This is a genomic window from Saccharothrix sp. ALI-22-I (assembly GCF_001984175.1).
Classification (GTDB): domain Bacteria; phylum Actinomycetota; class Actinomycetes; order Mycobacteriales; family Pseudonocardiaceae; genus Actinosynnema.
Genome location: NZ_MTQP01000068.1, coordinates 273,340 through 290,694, shown reverse-complemented (window position 1 = coordinate 290,694; position 17,355 = coordinate 273,340). Strand labels below are relative to the sequence as shown.

The 17,355-nt window shown below is 69.9% G+C and carries 14 protein-coding genes, 2 tRNA genes and 1 other RNA gene; 11 read left to right on the top strand and 6 right to left on the bottom strand.

Annotation, left to right across the window (positions count from 1 at the left end; all coding sequences use genetic code 11):
• Positions 1 to 8 precede the first annotated feature (8 nt).
• The 3 genes from ALI22I_RS38015 to ALI22I_RS38005 all read right to left on the bottom strand — a co-directional run bounded on the left by ALI22I_RS38015 (position 9) and on the right by ALI22I_RS38005 (position 4,128).
• The gene (locus tag ALI22I_RS38015; RefSeq protein WP_077010434.1) at positions 9 to 1,769 is read right to left on the bottom strand and encodes a fibronectin type III domain-containing protein; all 1,761 of its coding nucleotides are present in this window, start codon (positions 1,767 to 1,769) and stop codon (positions 9 to 11) included.
• 9 nt (positions 1,770 to 1,778) lie between these two features.
• Positions 1,779 to 2,729, bottom strand: a complete 951-nt coding sequence (locus ALI22I_RS38010; protein WP_077011129.1) for a prephenate dehydrogenase — start codon at positions 2,727 to 2,729, stop codon at positions 1,779 to 1,781.
• Positions 2,730 to 2,892: 163 nt separating this feature from the next.
• The gene (locus tag ALI22I_RS38005; protein WP_077010433.1) at positions 2,893 to 4,128 is read right to left on the bottom strand and encodes a M20 metallopeptidase family protein; all 1,236 of its coding nucleotides are present in this window, start codon (positions 4,126 to 4,128) and stop codon (positions 2,893 to 2,895) included.
• Positions 4,129 to 4,217: 89 nt separating this feature from the next.
• On the opposite strand from ALI22I_RS38005, the gene ALI22I_RS38000 reads away from it, so the two are divergent.
• The 3 genes from ALI22I_RS38000 (at position 4,218) to ALI22I_RS37990 (ending at position 5,332) form a co-directional block, all read left to right on the top strand.
• Complete coding sequence (locus tag ALI22I_RS38000) at positions 4,218 to 4,706, top strand: tRNA adenosine deaminase-associated protein (protein ID WP_077011128.1); 489 nt, start codon at positions 4,218 to 4,220, stop codon at positions 4,704 to 4,706.
• Entirely contained in the window at positions 4,706 to 5,164 is a 459-nt protein-coding gene (locus tag ALI22I_RS37995) for a nucleoside deaminase (protein ID WP_077010432.1), read from the top strand. The genes ALI22I_RS38000 and ALI22I_RS37995 overlap by 1 nt, the downstream gene beginning before the upstream one ends.
• 83 nt (positions 5,165 to 5,247) lie before the next feature.
• Positions 5,248 to 5,332: transfer RNA gene (locus tag ALI22I_RS37990), tRNA-Ser, on the top strand.
• A 77-nt stretch (positions 5,333 to 5,409) separates the two neighbouring features.
• On the opposite strand, the gene ALI22I_RS37985 is transcribed toward ALI22I_RS37990, so the two are convergent.
• Entirely contained in the window at positions 5,410 to 5,910 is a 501-nt protein-coding gene (locus ALI22I_RS37985) for a tyrosine-type recombinase/integrase (RefSeq protein WP_077010431.1), read from the bottom strand.
• Positions 5,911 to 8,233: 2,323 nt separating this feature from the next.
• A complete protein-coding gene (locus tag ALI22I_RS37980) occupies positions 8,234 to 9,259 on the bottom strand; it encodes a hypothetical protein (protein WP_077010430.1) in 1,026 nt (341 codons plus the stop codon).
• 406 nt (positions 9,260 to 9,665) lie between these two features.
• Here ALI22I_RS37980 and ALI22I_RS37975 point away from each other — a divergent pair, with 406 nt between their 5' ends.
• Positions 9,666 to 10,286: a DUF4304 domain-containing protein gene (locus tag ALI22I_RS37975; RefSeq protein ID WP_077010429.1), complete on the top strand. Its 621-nt coding sequence runs from the start codon at positions 9,666 to 9,668 to the stop codon at positions 10,284 to 10,286.
• A 235-nt stretch (positions 10,287 to 10,521) separates the two neighbouring features.
• The gene (locus ALI22I_RS37970; RefSeq protein ID WP_083752306.1) at positions 10,522 to 12,972 is read left to right on the top strand and encodes an endonuclease/exonuclease/phosphatase family protein; all 2,451 of its coding nucleotides are present in this window, start codon (positions 10,522 to 10,524) and stop codon (positions 12,970 to 12,972) included.
• Positions 12,973 to 13,030: 58 nt separating this feature from the next.
• Here ALI22I_RS37970 and ALI22I_RS37965 read toward each other — a convergent pair.
• A tRNA-Ser gene (locus ALI22I_RS37965) sits at positions 13,031 to 13,118 on the bottom strand.
• Between the two features lie 99 nt (positions 13,119 to 13,217).
• Between ALI22I_RS37965 and ALI22I_RS37960 the strand changes: the two genes are divergently transcribed.
• The 6 genes from ALI22I_RS37960 (at position 13,218) to ALI22I_RS37935 (ending at position 17,354) form a co-directional block, all read left to right on the top strand.
• Entirely contained in the window at positions 13,218 to 13,424 is a 207-nt protein-coding gene (locus ALI22I_RS37960; RefSeq protein WP_143532647.1) for a hypothetical protein, read from the top strand.
• A gap of 51 nt (positions 13,425 to 13,475) precedes the next feature.
• Positions 13,476 to 13,570: signal recognition particle sRNA small type (gene ffs, locus ALI22I_RS37955), an RNA gene on the top strand.
• 31 nt (positions 13,571 to 13,601) lie between these two features.
• Positions 13,602 to 15,878, top strand: a complete 2,277-nt coding sequence (locus ALI22I_RS37950; RefSeq protein WP_077010426.1) for a DNA polymerase III subunit gamma and tau — start codon at positions 13,602 to 13,604, stop codon at positions 15,876 to 15,878.
• Positions 15,879 to 15,931: 53 nt separating this feature from the next.
• On the top strand, positions 15,932 to 16,279 hold the full coding sequence (locus ALI22I_RS37945) for a YbaB/EbfC family nucleoid-associated protein (protein WP_077010425.1): 348 nt from the start codon (positions 15,932 to 15,934) through the stop codon (positions 16,277 to 16,279).
• Positions 16,279 to 16,872, top strand: coding sequence for a recombination mediator RecR (gene recR / locus ALI22I_RS37940; RefSeq protein WP_077010424.1), 594 nt, complete (start codon positions 16,279 to 16,281; stop codon positions 16,870 to 16,872). Before ALI22I_RS37945 ends, recR begins: the two co-directional genes overlap by 1 nt.
• Complete coding sequence (locus ALI22I_RS37935; protein ID WP_077010423.1) at positions 16,869 to 17,354, top strand: uridine kinase family protein; 486 nt, start codon at positions 16,869 to 16,871, stop codon at positions 17,352 to 17,354. The genes recR and ALI22I_RS37935 overlap by 4 nt, the downstream gene beginning before the upstream one ends.
• Position 17,355: the final 1 nt, after the last annotated feature.

Below are 17,355 nucleotides of genomic sequence, written 5' to 3'. Positions count from 1 at the left end.
AACAGCGCCTACAAGGGCCTGATCTCGAACGTCTGCTCCTGCGACCGCACGTCCCGCCGTTGGTCCACTGGGAGTACCCGCACCTCCACCTCATGACGTCCCGAGGACATCTCGTCCAGGTCCACCAGGAACTCGTGCCGACCGCCCGCCGCCCCGTTCGTGGGCAGCACGGCGATCCGCACGCCGTCGAGGTCCACCTCCAGCCCTTTGATCGCGGCGATCTCGCGTGTCGGCGGGCCCGGCAGCTCGACCGCCACGCGCACCCTGCCGCTGCGCGGGATCGTCCCGTCCTCCACGGACTCGTGCGCCACGGAGAACGCCGGCGTGGGCACCTGCGGGTCGGGGTGTCCGCGGTCGGTGAGCCGGGGCAGCGGACGGCGGGCGTCCTGCCCGTCTGCGATGACGAGGTGCGATTCGTACACCGTGACGTTGCCGTCGGAACGCAGCCGCACCTTGGGGTTCGAGTCCGGTGCGGGCAGCGGGAAATCGGCGTAGACGACGGACGCGCGCGACGGGTCGAGCCCCCGCTCCGGTGGCATGAACACCGCGGGCGCGGACCGCGTGCCCAGCTCCACGGTGATCGGCGCGGTCCGTTCGGCCACCACGGACGCGACCACGCGCACCGAGGACGCGCCGTCGAGCCGCGAGTTCGCCACGTTGCCCAGGGACGCCGCGCCGTCCTCCGCGATGCTCGGCCCGAGCGGTACGACGGACGCGGGCACCAGGCTGTCCGGCGCGCCGCCCACACCGAAGGTGTCCACCAGGGTGTGCTGCGCCTGCCGGAACGCCAGCCGCGGCCGGGCCGCCGTCCACGGCGCCGTCCAGGGCACGATCGCCATCTCGACCCCGTCGCGCAACGCCACCACGGCGCCGGGCATCACGCGCAGCTCCCAGCGGTGCCGGACACCCGGCGTCGGCGGCGGGAACGAGTCGGTGAACCCGCCGGTCAGGTCGGTGGACGGCGTGGCGCCGTCCAGGTGGAGGCGCACGCCGAACGACGTGACGAGCAGGACGACGGACCCCGGCGGGAACGGTTCGGCCAGGTGGCCCAGGTCGTGGAACGGTTCGGGCAGCAGGGCGATCATCATCTCGCCGTCCTCGGTCCGGTGGCCCACCGGACCGTCGGTGGCGAGCACGACCCGGCCGATGGCGCCGTCCGGGGCGGGCATGCCCAACCGCATCGGCACGTTCGACTGCATGTCCACGCGGTCGCAGCCGATCTCCAGGCGCTTGCCGTTGAGCGGGCGCAGGCCGAGGCAGTCGGCGCCGCCGTCGAAGATCCGCCACCGGCGCGGGGTGAGCGCTTCCGGGCTGTCGAACACGTCGAGCGGCATCACCAGCCCGGTGAGCCACGTGTCGTCGAACAGGAGTCGGGGCACGGCCCGTGCGGTGAGGGGCCCCGACCGGTTGCCGAACCCGTCGAGCGCGCGCACCTCGACCAAGACCTCGGCGTTCGCGTCCAGGTCGGTCAGCTCGGTCTCGGTGCTCTGCACCAGGCGCGTCCGGTCACCCCAGCGCACCTCGAAGCCGGCGTAACCGATGCCGGCGGTGGCCCTCCAGCTCGCGCGCAGGCTGGTGCGGTCCAGCGCGGCCAGCCTCAGGTCTTGCGGTCTGGCGAACTGCTGGGGGTCGGGGACGTACTCGACGTTGTCGGCGAGGAACCGTTCGTACGCCTGCGGCGGGGGAGCGGATTCGTTGCGCAGCACCACGATCGCGCCGCCGAGGAGCGCGAGGCCCCCGACCACGGCGATGAGTTTGCGACGTTGCACCGCTGCACCCTATGGGGTGCGCGCGTGTGCGGTTGTGCCGTTCAGACCCACGATCCGGCCGCCGCGGGTACCGAGGTCGCGCAGGGTTTCCAGGGCGTCGGGCGCGGTCAGGTCGATGGTCAGGTCGGTGTGGGCGGGTTGGTTCTGGAGGGCCAGGCGGGCGGCGTGACCCGCCTCGATGGTCTTGGCCAGGCCGCCGGTCGAGGCGAGCGAGCCGCGGGCCGCGCCGAGCCTGCCCAGCGCGTCGTCCACCGCGTCGAGGAGTGCGCCGCGGTTGCCCTCGCACATCGCGCGGACCAACTCCGGTCGGCTGCCCGCGACGCGCGTCCCGTCGCCGAACGAGCCCGCGGCCAGCGACAGGGCCAGCGGGCCGCCGTCCGCGCCGACGCTGGCCAGCACGGCGGCGAGCAGGTGCGGCAGGTGGGAGATGCGGGCCACCGCGGCGTCGTGCTCCTGGTCGGTGGTGGGGACGACGTGCGCTTTCGCGGCCAGGGCGAGTTCGATGACGTCGGTGAGGACGTCCAGGTCGACGTCGTCCTCGACGGTGACGACCCAGGCGGCGTTCTCGAACAGGCCGGCGCGGCCGACGGACCAGCCGGAGGCGGAGGTGCCCGCCATGGGGTGGCCGCCGACGTACCGGGCGTGCGGCGCGACCCGGTCGACCAGGTCGGCGACCGGGCCTTTGACGCTGACGACGTCGGTGAGCCGGATGCCTTCGGGGAGGGCGCGCAGCACTTCTTCCACAGCCGGCAGCGGAACTGCCACGACGACGAGCGCGTCGTGCACACGCGCGCGTTCGAGGGCTTCGGCGAGGTCGACCACGTCGTAGCCGTCCTGCCGGGCGGCCTCCGCGTCCTTTGTGGAAGCGGTCGCGCCCCAGGTCACGCGCCCCGCGGCGGCTGCCGCCCGCAACACCGAACCACCGATCAACCCGAGCCCGACCACGCAGACGCTTCGCACGGCGCCCATCCTGCCGGCGCGAAACCCCTACCCCCTATTTGTCCACAGGACAGGAGTTATCCACAGATCGACGAACGCCCATCGCACTCCCTCGACGACGTCGGCAAGGTCGAGGCCATGAACACCACCACAGCCCCGACCCGGCACCATCCTCCGACGCCTCCTACCTCAAGGCGTCCAACGCGAACGCGGTGTAGACGACGACTCCGTGCTCCATGGCGGCTTCGTCGAAGAGCACCCGGCTGGAGTGGTTCGGCTCGGCATGGGCCAGTTCCACTCCGCGCGGGCAGGCACCCAGGAAGGCGATCGCGCCCGGCACCTTTTGCAGCACGTAGGAGAAGTCCTCGGCGCCCATCAACGGGTCCTCCATGGGGGCTGCCCAACGCGCGCCGAGGGCCGCCGTCGTGACGTCGATGACGTGCGGGCCGACGACGTCGTCGTTCACCGTGACCGGGTAACCGGGCACGATCTCCACCTCGGCCGTGCAGCCGTGCGCGGCGGCCACGTGCGTGACGACCTGCCGTAGTTCGCGGTGCACCAGGGTCCTGGTGTCCTCCGACAACGTCCGGATGGTGCCCTCGACCAGGGCGGTCTCCGGGATGATGTTGGTGGTCGTGCCCGTGACGATCCGGGTCACGGAGATGACGGCCGGCTGGTGCACGCTGACCCGCCGGGCGATCATGGTCTGGAGCGCGCCCACCATGGCGGCGGCGGACGGCACCGGGTCGATCGTGTCGTGCGGGATGCCGCCGTGACCACCGCGGCCCTTCACGGTGACGTGGAAGGTGTCCGCCGAGGCCATCGTCGGGCCGGAGCGGGAGACGACGACGCCGGACTGCAGCGTCGAGGTGATGTGCAGGGCGAACGCCTTCTCCGCCGGCGTGCCCGCCGCGTCCAGCACGCCCTCGTCGATCATGTGCCGCGCGCCGTGCTGGCCCTCCTCGCCGGGTTGGAACATGAACACGACCTGGCCGGTCAGCGCTTCCCGGCGGGAGGACAGCAGGCGTGCCGAGGAGGCGAGCATCGCGACGTGCGTGTCGTGGCCGCAGGCGTGCATGGAGCCGTCGATCTCGGAGGAGTAGGCCAGGCCCGTCTCCTCCTGGAGCGGCAGCGCGTCCATGTCGCCGCGCAGCAGCACGGTCGGTCCGGGCCTGCCGCCGCGCAGCACCGCGGTGACCGAGCTGCTGGACTCGCCGGTGGTCACCTCGACCGGCAGGCCGGACAGCGCGTGCCGGATCGCGGCCTGGGTCGCGGGCAGGTCCAAGCCCTGCTCCGGGTGCCGGTGCACTTGCCGCCGCAACGCCACTGTCCTGGGCTGAAGGGCGCGGGCGGCCTCCACCAGCCCCGTGAAACGGGGCTCGGGGGCGGTCGTCTGGGCGTTCGGCAGAGTTGTGCTCATCCCTCGATAGTGGCATCGCACAGCCCCGCGTGCCCGTGGCCGAGGCCCCCGTGCTACCAGGTACGTGGGTGTGGCCCTACGGTGTGCACATGGCACACCAGGAGCCGGTCAACGGCTTCGCTGTCGCGGTGGTTCGTGAGGACGGCCGCTGGCGGTGCAGCAGGATGGACAGCTCAGCGCTGTCGGAGCTCGACGCCGCGATCACAGAACTGCGCCAACTGCGCTCGACAGGTGCGGTCTTCGGGTTGCTGGCGGTGGACGACGAGTTCTTCATCGTCCTGCGCCCGGTGCCCGGTGGGGTCGCACTGCTGCTGTCCGACGCGGCCGCCGCACTCGACTACGACATCGCCGCCGACGTCCTCGACCTCCTCCGGGTGGACCCGCCGGACGAGGAGGACGACGAGCTGTGGCCGGAGGGTGATCTCGCCGTGCTGGCCGACCTCGGGATGCCGGAGCACGAGATGCAGGTGATCGTGGACGAGGTCGACCTGTACCCGGACGAGCAGTTGCAGATGATCGCGCAGCGCTGCGGCTTCGGCGACGAGTTCACCAAGCTGCTGGACAGCATCCAGGCGTGATGCGTCACGTGCCGGACGAGGCCCTGGTCGAAGCCGCCCTCGAAGTCGCCACCCTGGCGCCGAGAACCGGCGACATCCCGATCGGCGCCGTCGTCTACGCACCCGACGGCACCGAACTGGCCAGAGCCTGCAACGCCCGGGAAGCCCTGGGCGACCCGACCGCGCACGCCGAAGTCCTGGCCCTCCGCGCCGCCGCGGCGGCCTTCGGCGACGGCTGGCGCCTGACCGGCTGCACCCTCGCCGTGACGGTCGAACCCTGCACCATGTGCGCCGGCGCCCTCGTCCTGGCCCGGGTGTCCCGCGTCGTCTTCGGAGCCTGGGAACCCCGCACCGGCGCCGTCGGCTCCCTCTGGGACGTAGTCCGAGACCGCCGCCTCAACCACCGACCCGAAGTGGTCGGCGGCGTCCTGGAAGAGCGCTGTGCCGCCCTGATGGAGTCCTTCTTCGCCGACATGTGATCCCACTCACGATCTTGCGTCACCTCTCCAGGTAGGCCCACCCCCGTTAGGTCCGAGGACGACGGTCTTGTATTGTTCTCGGCGGTGGCGTGTCCGAGCGGCCGAAGGAGCACGCCTCGAAAGCGTGTGAGGTGAAAGCCTCCGTGGGTTCAAATCCCACCGCCACCGCAGGTCAAAGCCCCGGTTGCCGATCATGGCAACCGGGGCTTTGACGTCTGGTGGCATTCCTGGTGGCAATTGCCCTGCTAGGCGGCCGGTACGGGCTCCCCGGTGGCGTCTCCCTCGTCACCGTCGCCCTTGGTCTCTGTGGGCTCCTCAGCGGGCTTCCAGAGCAACCCTCCGACTCGATCGGCCACGTCGCGGCGGATCGCTGCGGTGATGTGCTGGTACCGAGCGGCCATCGCCGTGTTCGACCAGCCCATGATGCCCATCACTGTCCGCTCGGCGACTCGGAGCAGCAGGAGCACCGTCGCTGTGGTGTGCCGAGCGTCGTGCAGACGGCCGTCCGGCACCTTCGCGACTTCGACCAGCCGTTTCCACTCGTCGTCGGAACGCGGGTTGAGCGGTGCCCCAGTCGGCGTGGTGAACACGTAGCCGGTTTCGGTCCACAGGTCGGCAGCCTTGTCCCGTTCCCGGTTCTGTTCGGCCTGGTGCAGCTTGAGCAGCCTCGCCAACTCGTCCGGCAGTCCGATCCCGCGCTTACCTGCGGCGGACTTCGTCCCGGCCGTCTCGGCGCGTACCGGCACCTGTCGGGGCAGTACCCGCCGTACTTCTTGCCGCACGGCTTGGCGCACCCGTGCTGCCAAATACGGGCCAAAGTTCCTTACAAGAAGAAGATCATTTCAACATTTACGCTGGTAGACGGTTCGCCAGCATCGATGATCGCACCGCCCTCCGGAGGCGAGTGCCGTCCCATCCGGCGCGTCGCCACCGCAGCGCTCCCGAAGCAGCATGGGAGAGACGAGTGCTTACGGAAAGTATTCTGTCATGCCACTTGGCGGACTAAACTGAGCCGATCAAGTGAATTGAATGAAGTTTCATGCTGCCGAAACGTACCGTGTGAGCGCAGATCTACGAGAACTACGCGCGCAACCGGACCATGATTGCTCTTATTGAGTGACTTCCGAGACCATGTGACAGAAATTAGCGCACAACGCACGCAGTTATGTATATTGTCCACCGACTCGATCGGCCATTAAGTGAAAGAGGAGATAATGAGGCGATCTACATTGAGGTCCTTATTTCAGGTTCTCGCAGTTGCCACCTTGGCTGTAATAGCACCTATAGGTGGCACCGCGCAGGCGGGAGCAACAACAGTCTTCACAGATGACTGTAGCCGCTACAACCATGTAAACCGTAGTGAGCAGAGAATCCGCATCGTCCAGGATGCGCCCGTGAGGTCCGGAGCTTTCGAGACCTGCGCCGTTCGCTTTCGTGGGCCGGTACCCTCCGCCGACCTTCACTGCTATGTGAAAAACGAGCCGTACGGCAACTATTGGTGGTTCGTGTCGACCGACCAGGGTCGGCAGGGGTGGGTGTACGAGAAGAACTTTGCGTTCATTCCCGCCCGGGATTACCCGTGCCCCTTCTAAGCAGCTGCTTCCGAGCTGCGGATGTTGGGTGAGTTAGCGGCCAGCAAGTCGGATCATGGGCCCAGCGGACCATGGAGCATTATTCAGGACCTCTGAGCTGGGCTGACAGTACATCAGCCCTGTCCGGGCAGAGTCGGTTTCTCCCACTCAGAAACGATCCGCCACGAGGCGGGACTATTGCGCTACCAGCCTACGACTGGGCTCGACCAAGACCAGATCCGGGAGCTGACCCGCCGCGTCGACCAAGTCCTGCCATCACCGGATCGGCCGTTCGGACGCCCGGCAGCGCGTTTCCAACCCACCGTCTCCCGCGTCTTCCACCGCTACTCCAGCGGCGTACGTGACACGGATGGCGCCGGTACCGGCAAGGATGCACGGGCGGCGGGCTTGTCGTTGGGTCCGGGGTGGGGCAACGGCGGGGAAGCGGGACGGTCGTCGGGCATGCCTGCGTCGTCGGCGGTGGCTGGCGCTGTGTTTCGTGTGAGTGCGCCACCCGGACCAGTCGGCTTGGTGTTGCGCGGGCCTGCGGCGGACGCTGTACCGGATGCGTACACCGGGCCGACCCCCAGTGGATACGGCCCTACTACCCCCGCGCGGGGGGTGGTAGGGCCGTCCTGTGGGGTGTGCGGGTTTGGGTGCGGGTTTCAAACCCGCCGCCTCTGCCAAACCCGCACCCAAAGCCGCAACCCATCAGCACAGGTCAGGGCCCACCTCATCCACCTCTTGCGGGTTTGCGGGTTTGTTTTCTGATCCTGAGAAGGTGGAAGAGGTAGTAGTACATGGCCACGCCGGGCCCAGGGGGTGTGCTCGCCGACGCTGGCTGACCCCGCAGAGAGCCGTACAGCGCGCCCTGAGAGCCCCGCAGAGGCGACAGTTGGTCCAAGGAAAGCGCCGGCGGAAGCGGATGCAGAGCGCTGCCCGGATCATCGAGGCGATCTTGTCGCCGGGGGCACGATGTGTCGCGCTGGCCGGGTGGCGTGCGCAGGGAGCGCTCGGGTCCACTTGGGGACGATGCAGGCGGATCGGCGGGCGGGGCGCGATTTGCCCAATGGCTGCCCAAGTTGGCTCTGCCCGAGTTGGACAACAGCACGTCTGTGCAGGTCAGCGGCGGTTTCGAACATGCGGGCGAGCGTGGTTTCCTAAACCGTGTGTCGCAGGTTCGAATCCTGCCTGGGGCACCACCTTTCGCCGTATCAAGCTCTGACAAGCGGCAACGCGGTCAGGGCTTGATGTTTTTGGTCAGTCACCGTCAGCGGGAATCTGCCCCTGTTTGCCGCCGTCTGCGAAACCACCGCGAAACAGCCTCACTTGATCGACGGGTCCGAGCGGCGCGCCGTCTCTGCGCAGCCTCAAAGAGGCGGAGCGCCACCATGCGGCTCGTGGATGCCGTGCCTGCTATCCCAAGTGAGACCAGCAGCATCCGCTGGCGTGCCGTCAATTGATGGCCAGAGATGCTGAACTGCCCCCTTCGGGCGAGTCAGAAGGCGCAGTCCTTGTCCATCAGGTTTGTCGGGGCGCCGTCGGCCGGGTAAGTCTGAAGCTCGTAATTGCTACCCATGCCGTAACGGGAATCGTATGGATACCTGCCGTTGGCAATGCACAGTCGGCCCGAAACCCGGAACGGCTGACCGCCGTCGTTGACCAGCATCTCCTTGATCTGGTCACCGACCTGGTAGGCGACAAGCAGGTCGTACTCGTAAGCGTGCTTGTAGGCACGTGCGGTGATGACGACCTCGCTGGTCTCGCCGTTGGCCAGGTTGATGGTGTGATCGGGGAAGTAGGGACCACCCGGCTGCGTCCCCGCGGGGAGTTTCACCGACTCCCGCATGACTGGGAACGGCTCGTCCAGGAGCAGCAACACCTCGACCGAATCCTCGACACCCTGGGTGCCGGCGGCCACACGCGTCCCCCGCGGCACATCCCGTTGGCTGCGGATGACCGGTCGGATGTCGACCACCCGGACGGCATGATCGACGGGGCCCTCCAGATGGAGGCGGATGAGATGCTCCCGGTCCGGAAACGCGCCGGGAGTGGTACGTACCCGTTTGATCAGCGCGGGTTGGGTGAGGCCCTTCGGCTTCGACAGTTCGGCGCGCAGTTCCGGGTCAGGGAAGTCGGGCGAGTCACTGACGTAAGCCCAAGGCCCCCGGTCGTTGACGGAGAGATCGGCGGTCACACGAAACTCCTGCGGCGGAGTCCCGACCGTCGTGGTGGTGGTGGTCGACTGTGTCGACCCTGATTGCCCGGCCGCTGCGTGGGTCGGCTCCACAGGACCTGACCGACTCAGACCATGCTTGTCGGGTACCCACATGATCAGAGCGAGCAACAGCGCGAACACCGCCATCACCCCACCGCTGTACGCCCACATCGCCGCGCGGTTGTCGTTGATCGTGACCGTCGCGTCCCGACCCGCCTGCACCGCCGTCCCGCGCCTCGACACGTCCGCGTCCTGTCGCACCCCCGGCACGACACGGTCATCCCCGGTGTCCCCGCCCGTCGCCACACACACCTCATCTCGGTCCGCCGGATCGACGGGCCACCTAGGAACACCATCACGTCCCGACACCGACGCACACCGCACAACTGCGGCCAGACACTCACCACCCGACACCACGACCCCTTGAGCTCTAGCCTGGGTGCGGTGCACCGCGGTTGCATTCGTGGTGGCGTTCACTGACGGTCGGGTGCGTTCATGGGGGACCGCTGTACCTCGTTGAACTGCGCGAATGGGCGTTGCGGCCGGTGCTGGTCGGTGGTTCGCAGACCTCGAAAGCGTGTGAGGTGAAAGCCTCCGTGGGTTCAAATCCCACCGCCACCGCTGCTCAGAGCCCCGGTTGCCGATCACGGCAACCGGGGCTCTGACGTTCGGCGGCAGTCCTGGATAGGTCCCGGAATCGACGGGAGGGCCTATGGCGTCACAGGTGGCCGACAACGCGTACAAGGTCATGCTCCGCGATCACCTCCGCCCGGTGCTCAAAGCCGGGGGCTTCCGCGGCTCCACGACCACGTGGCGACGGGAGTCCGAGCGGGGCGACTGGGCGATCGTGAACCTGCAACGGTCCCGGCTGGCCGGCCGGGACGGCGTCTGGTTCACCATCAACCTCGCGGTGGTCGCCCGTCCGTGGTGGGAATGGATCAACGAGTACTACCGGCAGCGGCCGGCGTTGCCGAGTGCGGCCTCGGGGTACTGGCGGACCAGGCTCGACGCGCCCGACGACCTGTCGGCCGGCTACCGGGACTGGTGGGCCGTGCACGACACCGACTCCGCCCACGCCTGCGGCCGGGACGCCGCCGAACAGCTCGCGCGGATCGGAATCCCGCAGGTGCTGAGCCGCCTGCCGCGCGGCGCCCAACTCGCGTCGGCACGCGCCGGTCGGTTCCAGGGCGTGCCCCGCCTGTGGGACCAACGCGTCCCGCTCGCGATCCTGCTGGCCGACGACGGGCCCAACCCCGAACTCGATCGACTGGTCGCCGCGCTGGAGCACGAAGGCGGCCACGAACAGCTCGTCGCACGGCTCGCGAACCGTTGAGCGGCACGCACAGGGGCGCCGATCCGAACCTCGTCAGGTCGGGGCGGCGCCCCTGTTGTGCGTGCTGTGCCCGTGCCGGCGCTGGGAGGGCCACCGTCGGGGCACGGCGACGACCCTACCTTACGGTCGAACACACGTTCGAGTGAGTCTAAAGGTCAACAGTTAGTGATGGCGTCTACCGCCGTTCACTCGATCCGGGGAGGATGCGCGCACCCGCCAATTACCGGAGGAACCGTTGAGACCTACCCCGTTCCGCGTCGGATTGGCGGTCACCGCCGCCTCGGCCGTGACGTTCGCCCTGGCCACGCCGATCCACGCGGCTCCCAGCCCGGACGCGCTCATCGCCGAGGTCTACGGCGGCGGCGGCAACTCCGGTGCGACGCTCACCCAGGACTTCGTCGAACTGGCCAACGCCGGCGCAACGGCGGTGTCCGTCGACGGCTGGAGCGTGCAGTACCTGCCCGCCAGTGCGAGCGCGACCAGCCAGTGGCAGGTCACCCCGCTGACCGGCTCGCTCGCCCCCAACGGGCGGTTCCTGATCGCGGAGTCGAAGGGCGCCGGCGGCACCGTCGAACTGCCCGCCCCGGACGTCACCGGCACGATCGCCATGGGCGGCACCGGCGGCACGATCGCCCTGGTCAACCAGACCACGCCGTTGACGTGCAAGACCGTCGTGGACTGCGCCGCCGACCCGCGCATCCGCGACCTGGTCGGCTACGGCCCGTCCACCGTCGTGCGGGAGACCACGCCGACCGCGGCACCGAGCAACACGACCTCCGTCGCCCGCTCTGCGCTGACCGACACCGACAACAACGCGACCGACTTCGCCGTCGGCGCGCCGACCCCGGTCAACAGCAAGGGCCAGGGCCCCGGCGACCCCGATCCGGACCCCGAACCCGAGCCGGGTGACAAGCGCATCCGCGACGTCCAGGGCACCACCCGCGTCTCCCCGCTGCTGGGCCAGAAGGTCAGCGGCGTGCCCGGCGTCGTCACCGCGACCCGTGCGATCGGCGACCGCGGCTTCTGGATCCAGGACACCACCCCGGACACCGACCCGCGCACCAGCGAGGGCGTGTTCGTCTACACCGCGGGCCTGGCCCCGACCGTGGAGCCGGGCGACGAGGTGCTGGTCTCCGGCACCGTCGCCGAGTACCGGCCGGGCGGTGACGCGGCGAGCAACTCCAACCAGACGCTCACCGAGCTGACCGCCGCCACGGTCACCGTGAAGTCCAAGGGCAACGCCCTGCCGACCCCGGAGATCCTGAACCCCCCGACGGGCTACCTGCCCACCGCGGCCGGCGGCAGCATCGAATCGCTCGCGCTCGACCCGGCGACGTTCGGCCAGGACTACTACGAGTCCCGCGAGGGCATGTACGTCCAGGTGAACGACGCCCGCGTGGTCGGACCCACGAACGGCTTCGGCGAGTCGTGGATCACCACCAACCCGACCCAGAACCCGACCGCCCGCGGCGGCACCATCTACCTCGGCTACGACCAGCCCAACAGCGGCCGGATCAAGGTCAAGCCGGGCGCCGCCGCACCGCAGACCAGCAACGTCGGCGACGTGTGGCGCGGCGCGACGGTCGGCAACGTCGAGTACACCAACTTCGGCGGCTACACCCTGGCCACGAAGACGGTCGGCGAGCACGTCTCGGGCGGCATCACGCCGGAGTCGACGGACGCGCAGCGCACGTACGAGATGTCGGTGGCCACGTACAACGTGGAGAACCTGGCCGCGACCAACCCGCAGGCCAAGTTCGACCGCCTCGCCGCGGCCGTGGTGAACAACCTCAAGAGCCCGGACGTCGTGGTGCTGGAGGAGATCCAGGACAACAACGGCGCGACCGACGACGGCACGGTGGCCGCGGACGCGACGTACACCAAGTTCACCGACGCCATCGTTGCCGCGGGCGGTCCGCGCTACCAGTGGCGCCAGATCGACCCGGTGAACAAGTCCGACGGCGGTGAGCCGGGCGGCAACATCCGGGTGGCGTTCCTGTTCAACCCGGCGCGAGTGTCCTTCGTGGACCGCGCGGGCGGCGACGCCACCACGCCGGTGTCGGTCGTGAAGCAGTACGGCCGCGCCGCGCTGTCGGTGTCGCCGGGCCGCATCGCACCCGCCGACCCGGCCTGGAACAGCAGCCGCAAGCCGCTGGCGGGCGAGTTCAAGTTCCGCGGCCGCACGGTGTTCGTGGTCGCGAACCACTTCAACTCCAAGGGCGGCGACCAGGCCATGCACGGCCGCTACCAGGAGCCGGTGCGCAGTTCCGAGGTGCAGCGCGCCCAGCAGGCCGCTCTGCTGCGCGGTTTCGTGGACCAGGTGAAGGCGGTCGACAAGGGCGCCAACGTGGTCCTCGCGGGTGACATCAACGACTACCAGTTCGCCCCGGCTGTCCGCACCCTGACCGGCGCCGGCGACGTCGTGGCCCTGATGGACACCCTGCCCGCGAACGAGCGGTACAGCTACGTGTTCGAGGGCAACTCGCAGACCCTCGACCACATCCTGATCAGCGCCAACATCACCCGGTACCGCTACGACGTGGTGCACATCAACGCCGAGTTCGCCGACCAGGCCAGCGACCACGACCCGCAGGTCGTGAAGCTGCGCCCGAGCACCGGCAACGCCAACGTCGACCAGCTGCTGTTCAAGCTGGAGGACATCGTGGAGTGCATGCCCAGGACGTAGTCCCGAACAGCGAAAAGGCCCCCTCGGACGCGAAGTCCGAGGGGGCCTTTCGTGGTGCTGGCGGAGGATACGGGATTTGAACCCGTGAGGGGGTTAACCCAACACGATTTCCAGTCGTGCGCACTAGGCCACTATGCGAATCCTCCGTGGAGGAGTCTAACGGAGGGCCTGCGCGCCACCCAAAACGGGTGGTCGTCGGCCTCGGTCCACGCGAGATCGACGGCAAGTTCGGTTAGGCTTGCCTAATGAAGCGTGGTCTTGTGGTCGACCTGACCGTCCTGTTCCCCATCGGCGGTGACGCGTCCGCGTTGAAGGCCAACCCCCTGGTGAGCGACAAGGCGTTGATCCTGGAGGACGCGAACCTGGTCAACGCCTTCTCCAGCGGCTCGGCCCTCGGCACGTCCTACGCCCTCGACCACGCCGTTCCGCTGTTCACCACCGCGGTGGGCTAGCGCGGGAATCGGGGGTGCCGGTGGCACTCGGGGCGAGGCGGCTACACTTGACTCGGACCTCGTGCGGCACATATCTCGCGAACCTCCCCAGGGCCGGAAGGCAGCAAGGATAAGCGGGCTCTGGTGGGTGCACGGGGTCCCCTTCTTTTGTCGGACCCTCCCGGTAAGGTCCCCGACGTGGCGCTCGCCCTCTACCGCAAGTACCGTCCGGCGACCTTTGGCGAGGTGGTCGGGCAGGAGCACGTGACCGACCCGCTGCGCATCGCGTTGGCGGCCGGTCGGGTCAACCACGCCTACCTGTTCTCCGGGCCCCGTGGCTGTGGCAAGACCTCCAGTGCCCGCATCCTGGCGCGTTCGCTGAACTGCGTGCAGGGGCCGACACCGGAGCCGTGCGGCGTGTGCAACTCGTGCATCGGCCTGGCGCCCAACGGTCCGGGCACCGTGGACGTGGTGGAGCTCGACGCGGCCAGCCACGGCGGCGTGGACGATGCCCGTGAGCTGCGGGACAAGGCGTTCTACGCGCCGGCCGAGTCGCGGTACCGGGTGTTCATCATCGACGAGGCGCACATGGTCACCACGCAGGGCTTCAACGCCCTGCTGAAGATCGTGGAAGAGCCGCCCGAGCACCTGATCTTCATCTTCGCCACCACCGAGCCGGACAAGGTGCTGCCCACCATCCGCTCGCGCACGCACCACTACCCGTTCCGGCTGATCCCGCCGAGCGCGATGCGGGCGTTGCTGGAGCGCAACTGCGCGGCCGAGGGCGTGGCGGTCGACCCGTCGGTGTTCCCGCTGGTGATCCGCGCGGGCGGTGGGTCGGCCCGGGACACCCAGTCGGTGATGGACCAGCTGCTGTCCGGCGCGGGCCCCGAAGGGGTGCGCTACGACCGGGCGATCTCGCTGCTCGGCGTGACGGACGTGGCGCTGATCGACGACGTGGTGGACGGCTTGGCGGCCGGCGACGGCTCGGCGGTGTTCGGCACCATCGACCGGCTGGTCGAGGCCGGGCACGACCCGCGCCGGTTCGCCTCCGACCTGCTCGACCGGCTGCGCGACCTGGTGCTGCTGCACGCCGTGCCGGACGCGGCGGAGCGCGGTCTGGTGTCCGCGCCGGACGACGAGCTGGCCAAGATGGCCGGACAGCGTGCGGCGACCAGGCCGGGGATGGTCACCCGGTGGGCGGAAATCCTGCACCAGGGGCTGACCGAGATGCGCGGCTCCACCGCGCCCCGCCTGCTGCTCGAACTCGTGACCGCGCGGATGCTCCTGCCGTCCGTGGGCGATGTCGAGTCGGGCCTGGTGCAACGCGTCGAACAGCTGGAACGCCACGGCCCACCCGCCAGTGGCGCACCGGCGGGGCCGGCAACGGCAGCCGGCGCGGCCCCGGAGACGAAGTTCCAGCGTCCCTCGCAGCGTCCCGCCGAACCCGCGCCCGTCCCGCCGCAGCCGTCCCGGCCGCAGGCCGCCGCGCCGGTCGGCCCGACCGCGCAGAGCGCCTCCGCCGACGCCCCGCCGCCCGGGCCTCCGGTACTGCGGTCTGCGGCGATGCAGCCGGGCAGCGCGACCAACGCCGAGGCGAGCGGTAGCCCGATCGCCCAGCCTCCCGCTCCTCCCGTGCTGCGGTCTGCGGCGATGCAGCCGGGCAGCGCGACCAACGCCGAGGCGAGCGGTGGCCCGGCCGTCCAGCCGCCTGCCCCTCCCGTGCTCCGGTCGGCGGCGATGCAGCCCGGAGGCGCACCGGCTGCCGCTGACACGCGTGCGGCCGAAAGCCCTGCCGGTTCCCCGGCCGACGTGCGGCCGCACGTCGCCGCTCCGCAGGCCGCGGGTGAGCCGGACGAGGCGGTCCAAGCGGTTCCGGCGAGTCCGGTGGCGTCCTCGGGCGGTGTCGACGCGGCCGAGGTGCGGCGGCGCTGGTCGGAGCTGTTGGGCGTGGTCCGCGGGGCCAGCCGGAGCACCGAGGCGATGCTCACCAACGCCACGGTCGCCGACGTCGACGGCAACACGATCACCCTCGCCCACACCTCCGCGCCGCTGGCCCGCCGCCTCGCCGAGCCGCGCAACGCCGACGCCATCGCGGCCGCGTTCGCGCAGGTCCTGGGCGGCACGTGGCAGGTGAAGTGCGTGCACGGCGACGCGAGCGCCGCACCGGCCCGCCAGGCGGCGGCCCGTCCGCAGCGCCCCCCGGTGACCAGGCCGAGCCAGGCCCAGTCGCCGACCCGTCAGCCGGAGCCCCGCCAGGCGCCGCCCGGCCGATCGGCCCCGGCCGACGACGTGCCGCCGCCGCCCGAGCCGCCGGAGCCCGATGAGCCCCTCCCGCCGGAACCGGTGGACGAGGAGGAGATGTTCGCCGAGGCAGCCCTGCCGGGCGACGCGGACGGTCAGCGGCTCGACCCGGAGGCGGTCGTGCTCAAGCTCCTCGCCGACGAGCTGGGTGCTCGGCCGTTGAAGGGCTGATCGACGCGACTACGCTGGTGAACGGCGGAAGACCCCGAAGAGAGGAACCCGCGGTGCAACCCGGTGGGCCCAACATGCAGCAGATCCTCCAGCAGGCGCAGATGATGCAGCAGCAGCTCGCCGCTGCGCAGCAAGAGCTGGCCGAGGCCGAGGTCACCGGCACTGCCGGCGGCGGTCTGGTCACCGCCGTGGTGTCCGGCGGCGGCGAACTCAAGAGCCTGACCATCGACCCGAAGGCGGTCGACCCGGACGACGTCGAGACGCTGTCCGACCTGGTCGTCGCGGCCGTGCGGGACGCGAACCGCGCGGCCCAGGAGCTGGCCGCCCAGAAGATGGGCCCGCTGGCCGGCGGCCTGGGCGGGATGGACGACCTGGGTGGTCTCGGGAAGCTGTTCGGCTGATGTACGAAGGGCCCGTCCAGGACTTGATCGACGAACTCGGCCGGTTGCCGGGCGTCGGTCCCAAGAGCGCGCAGCGCATCGCCTTCCACCTGCTCGCCGCGGACCCGGCCGACATCGGCCGGCTCCAGGACGCGTTGCAGAAGGTCAAGGAAGGCGTGGTGTTCTGCGACGTGTGCGGCAACGTCTCGGCCGAGGCGACCTGCCGCATCTGTCGCGACCCGCGCCGTGACCTGACCCTGATCTGCGTGGTGGAGGAGCCGAAGGACGTGCTCGCGGTCGAGCGGACCCGTGAGTTCAAGGGCCGCTACCACGTCCTGGGCGGGGCACTGGACCCGTTGTCCGGGGTCGGGCCGGACCAGCTGCGGATCAGGCAGCTGCTCACCCGGATCGGCACGGACGTGTCCGAGATCATCATCGCCACGGACCCGAACACCGAGGGTGAGGCGACCGCGACCTACCTGGTCCGGATGCTGCGCGACTTCCCGGGCCTCACCGTCACCAGGCTCGCGTCGGGCCTGCCGATGGGCGGCGACCTGGAGTTCGCCGACGAGCTCACCCTGGGGCGGGCCCTGTCCGGCCGGCGCAGCATGTGAGGCTGGTCGCGGTCGACGGGCCGTCGGGTTCGGGCAAGTCGACCTACGCGGCGCGCCTGGCCGAGGAGCTGGGCGCGACCGTGGTGCCGACCGACCACTTCGCCACCTGGACCGACCCGGTGTCCTGGTGGCCGCGTCTGCTCGCCGACGTCCTGGAACCGCTGTGGCACGGCCGCGAGGCCCGCTACCAGCGCATGGACTGGACCGACGGCTGGCCGAAGCTCGGCGACCGGGTCACCGTGCCGGTGCCGGACGTCCTGATCATCGAGGGCGTCTCGGCCGCGCGTCGCTCCATCGCCGCACGCCTGGACGAAGCGATCTGGGTGGAGCTGCCGGACCCGGAGGAACGCCTGCGCCGCGCCGTCGAGCGAGACGGCGAGCAGAACCGCCGACACCTCGAACGCTGGCAGGCCTTCGAACGCGGCTGGTTCGCCGTCGACGACACCCGATCCCGCGCCGACCGGATCGTCACGGTCACCTGAA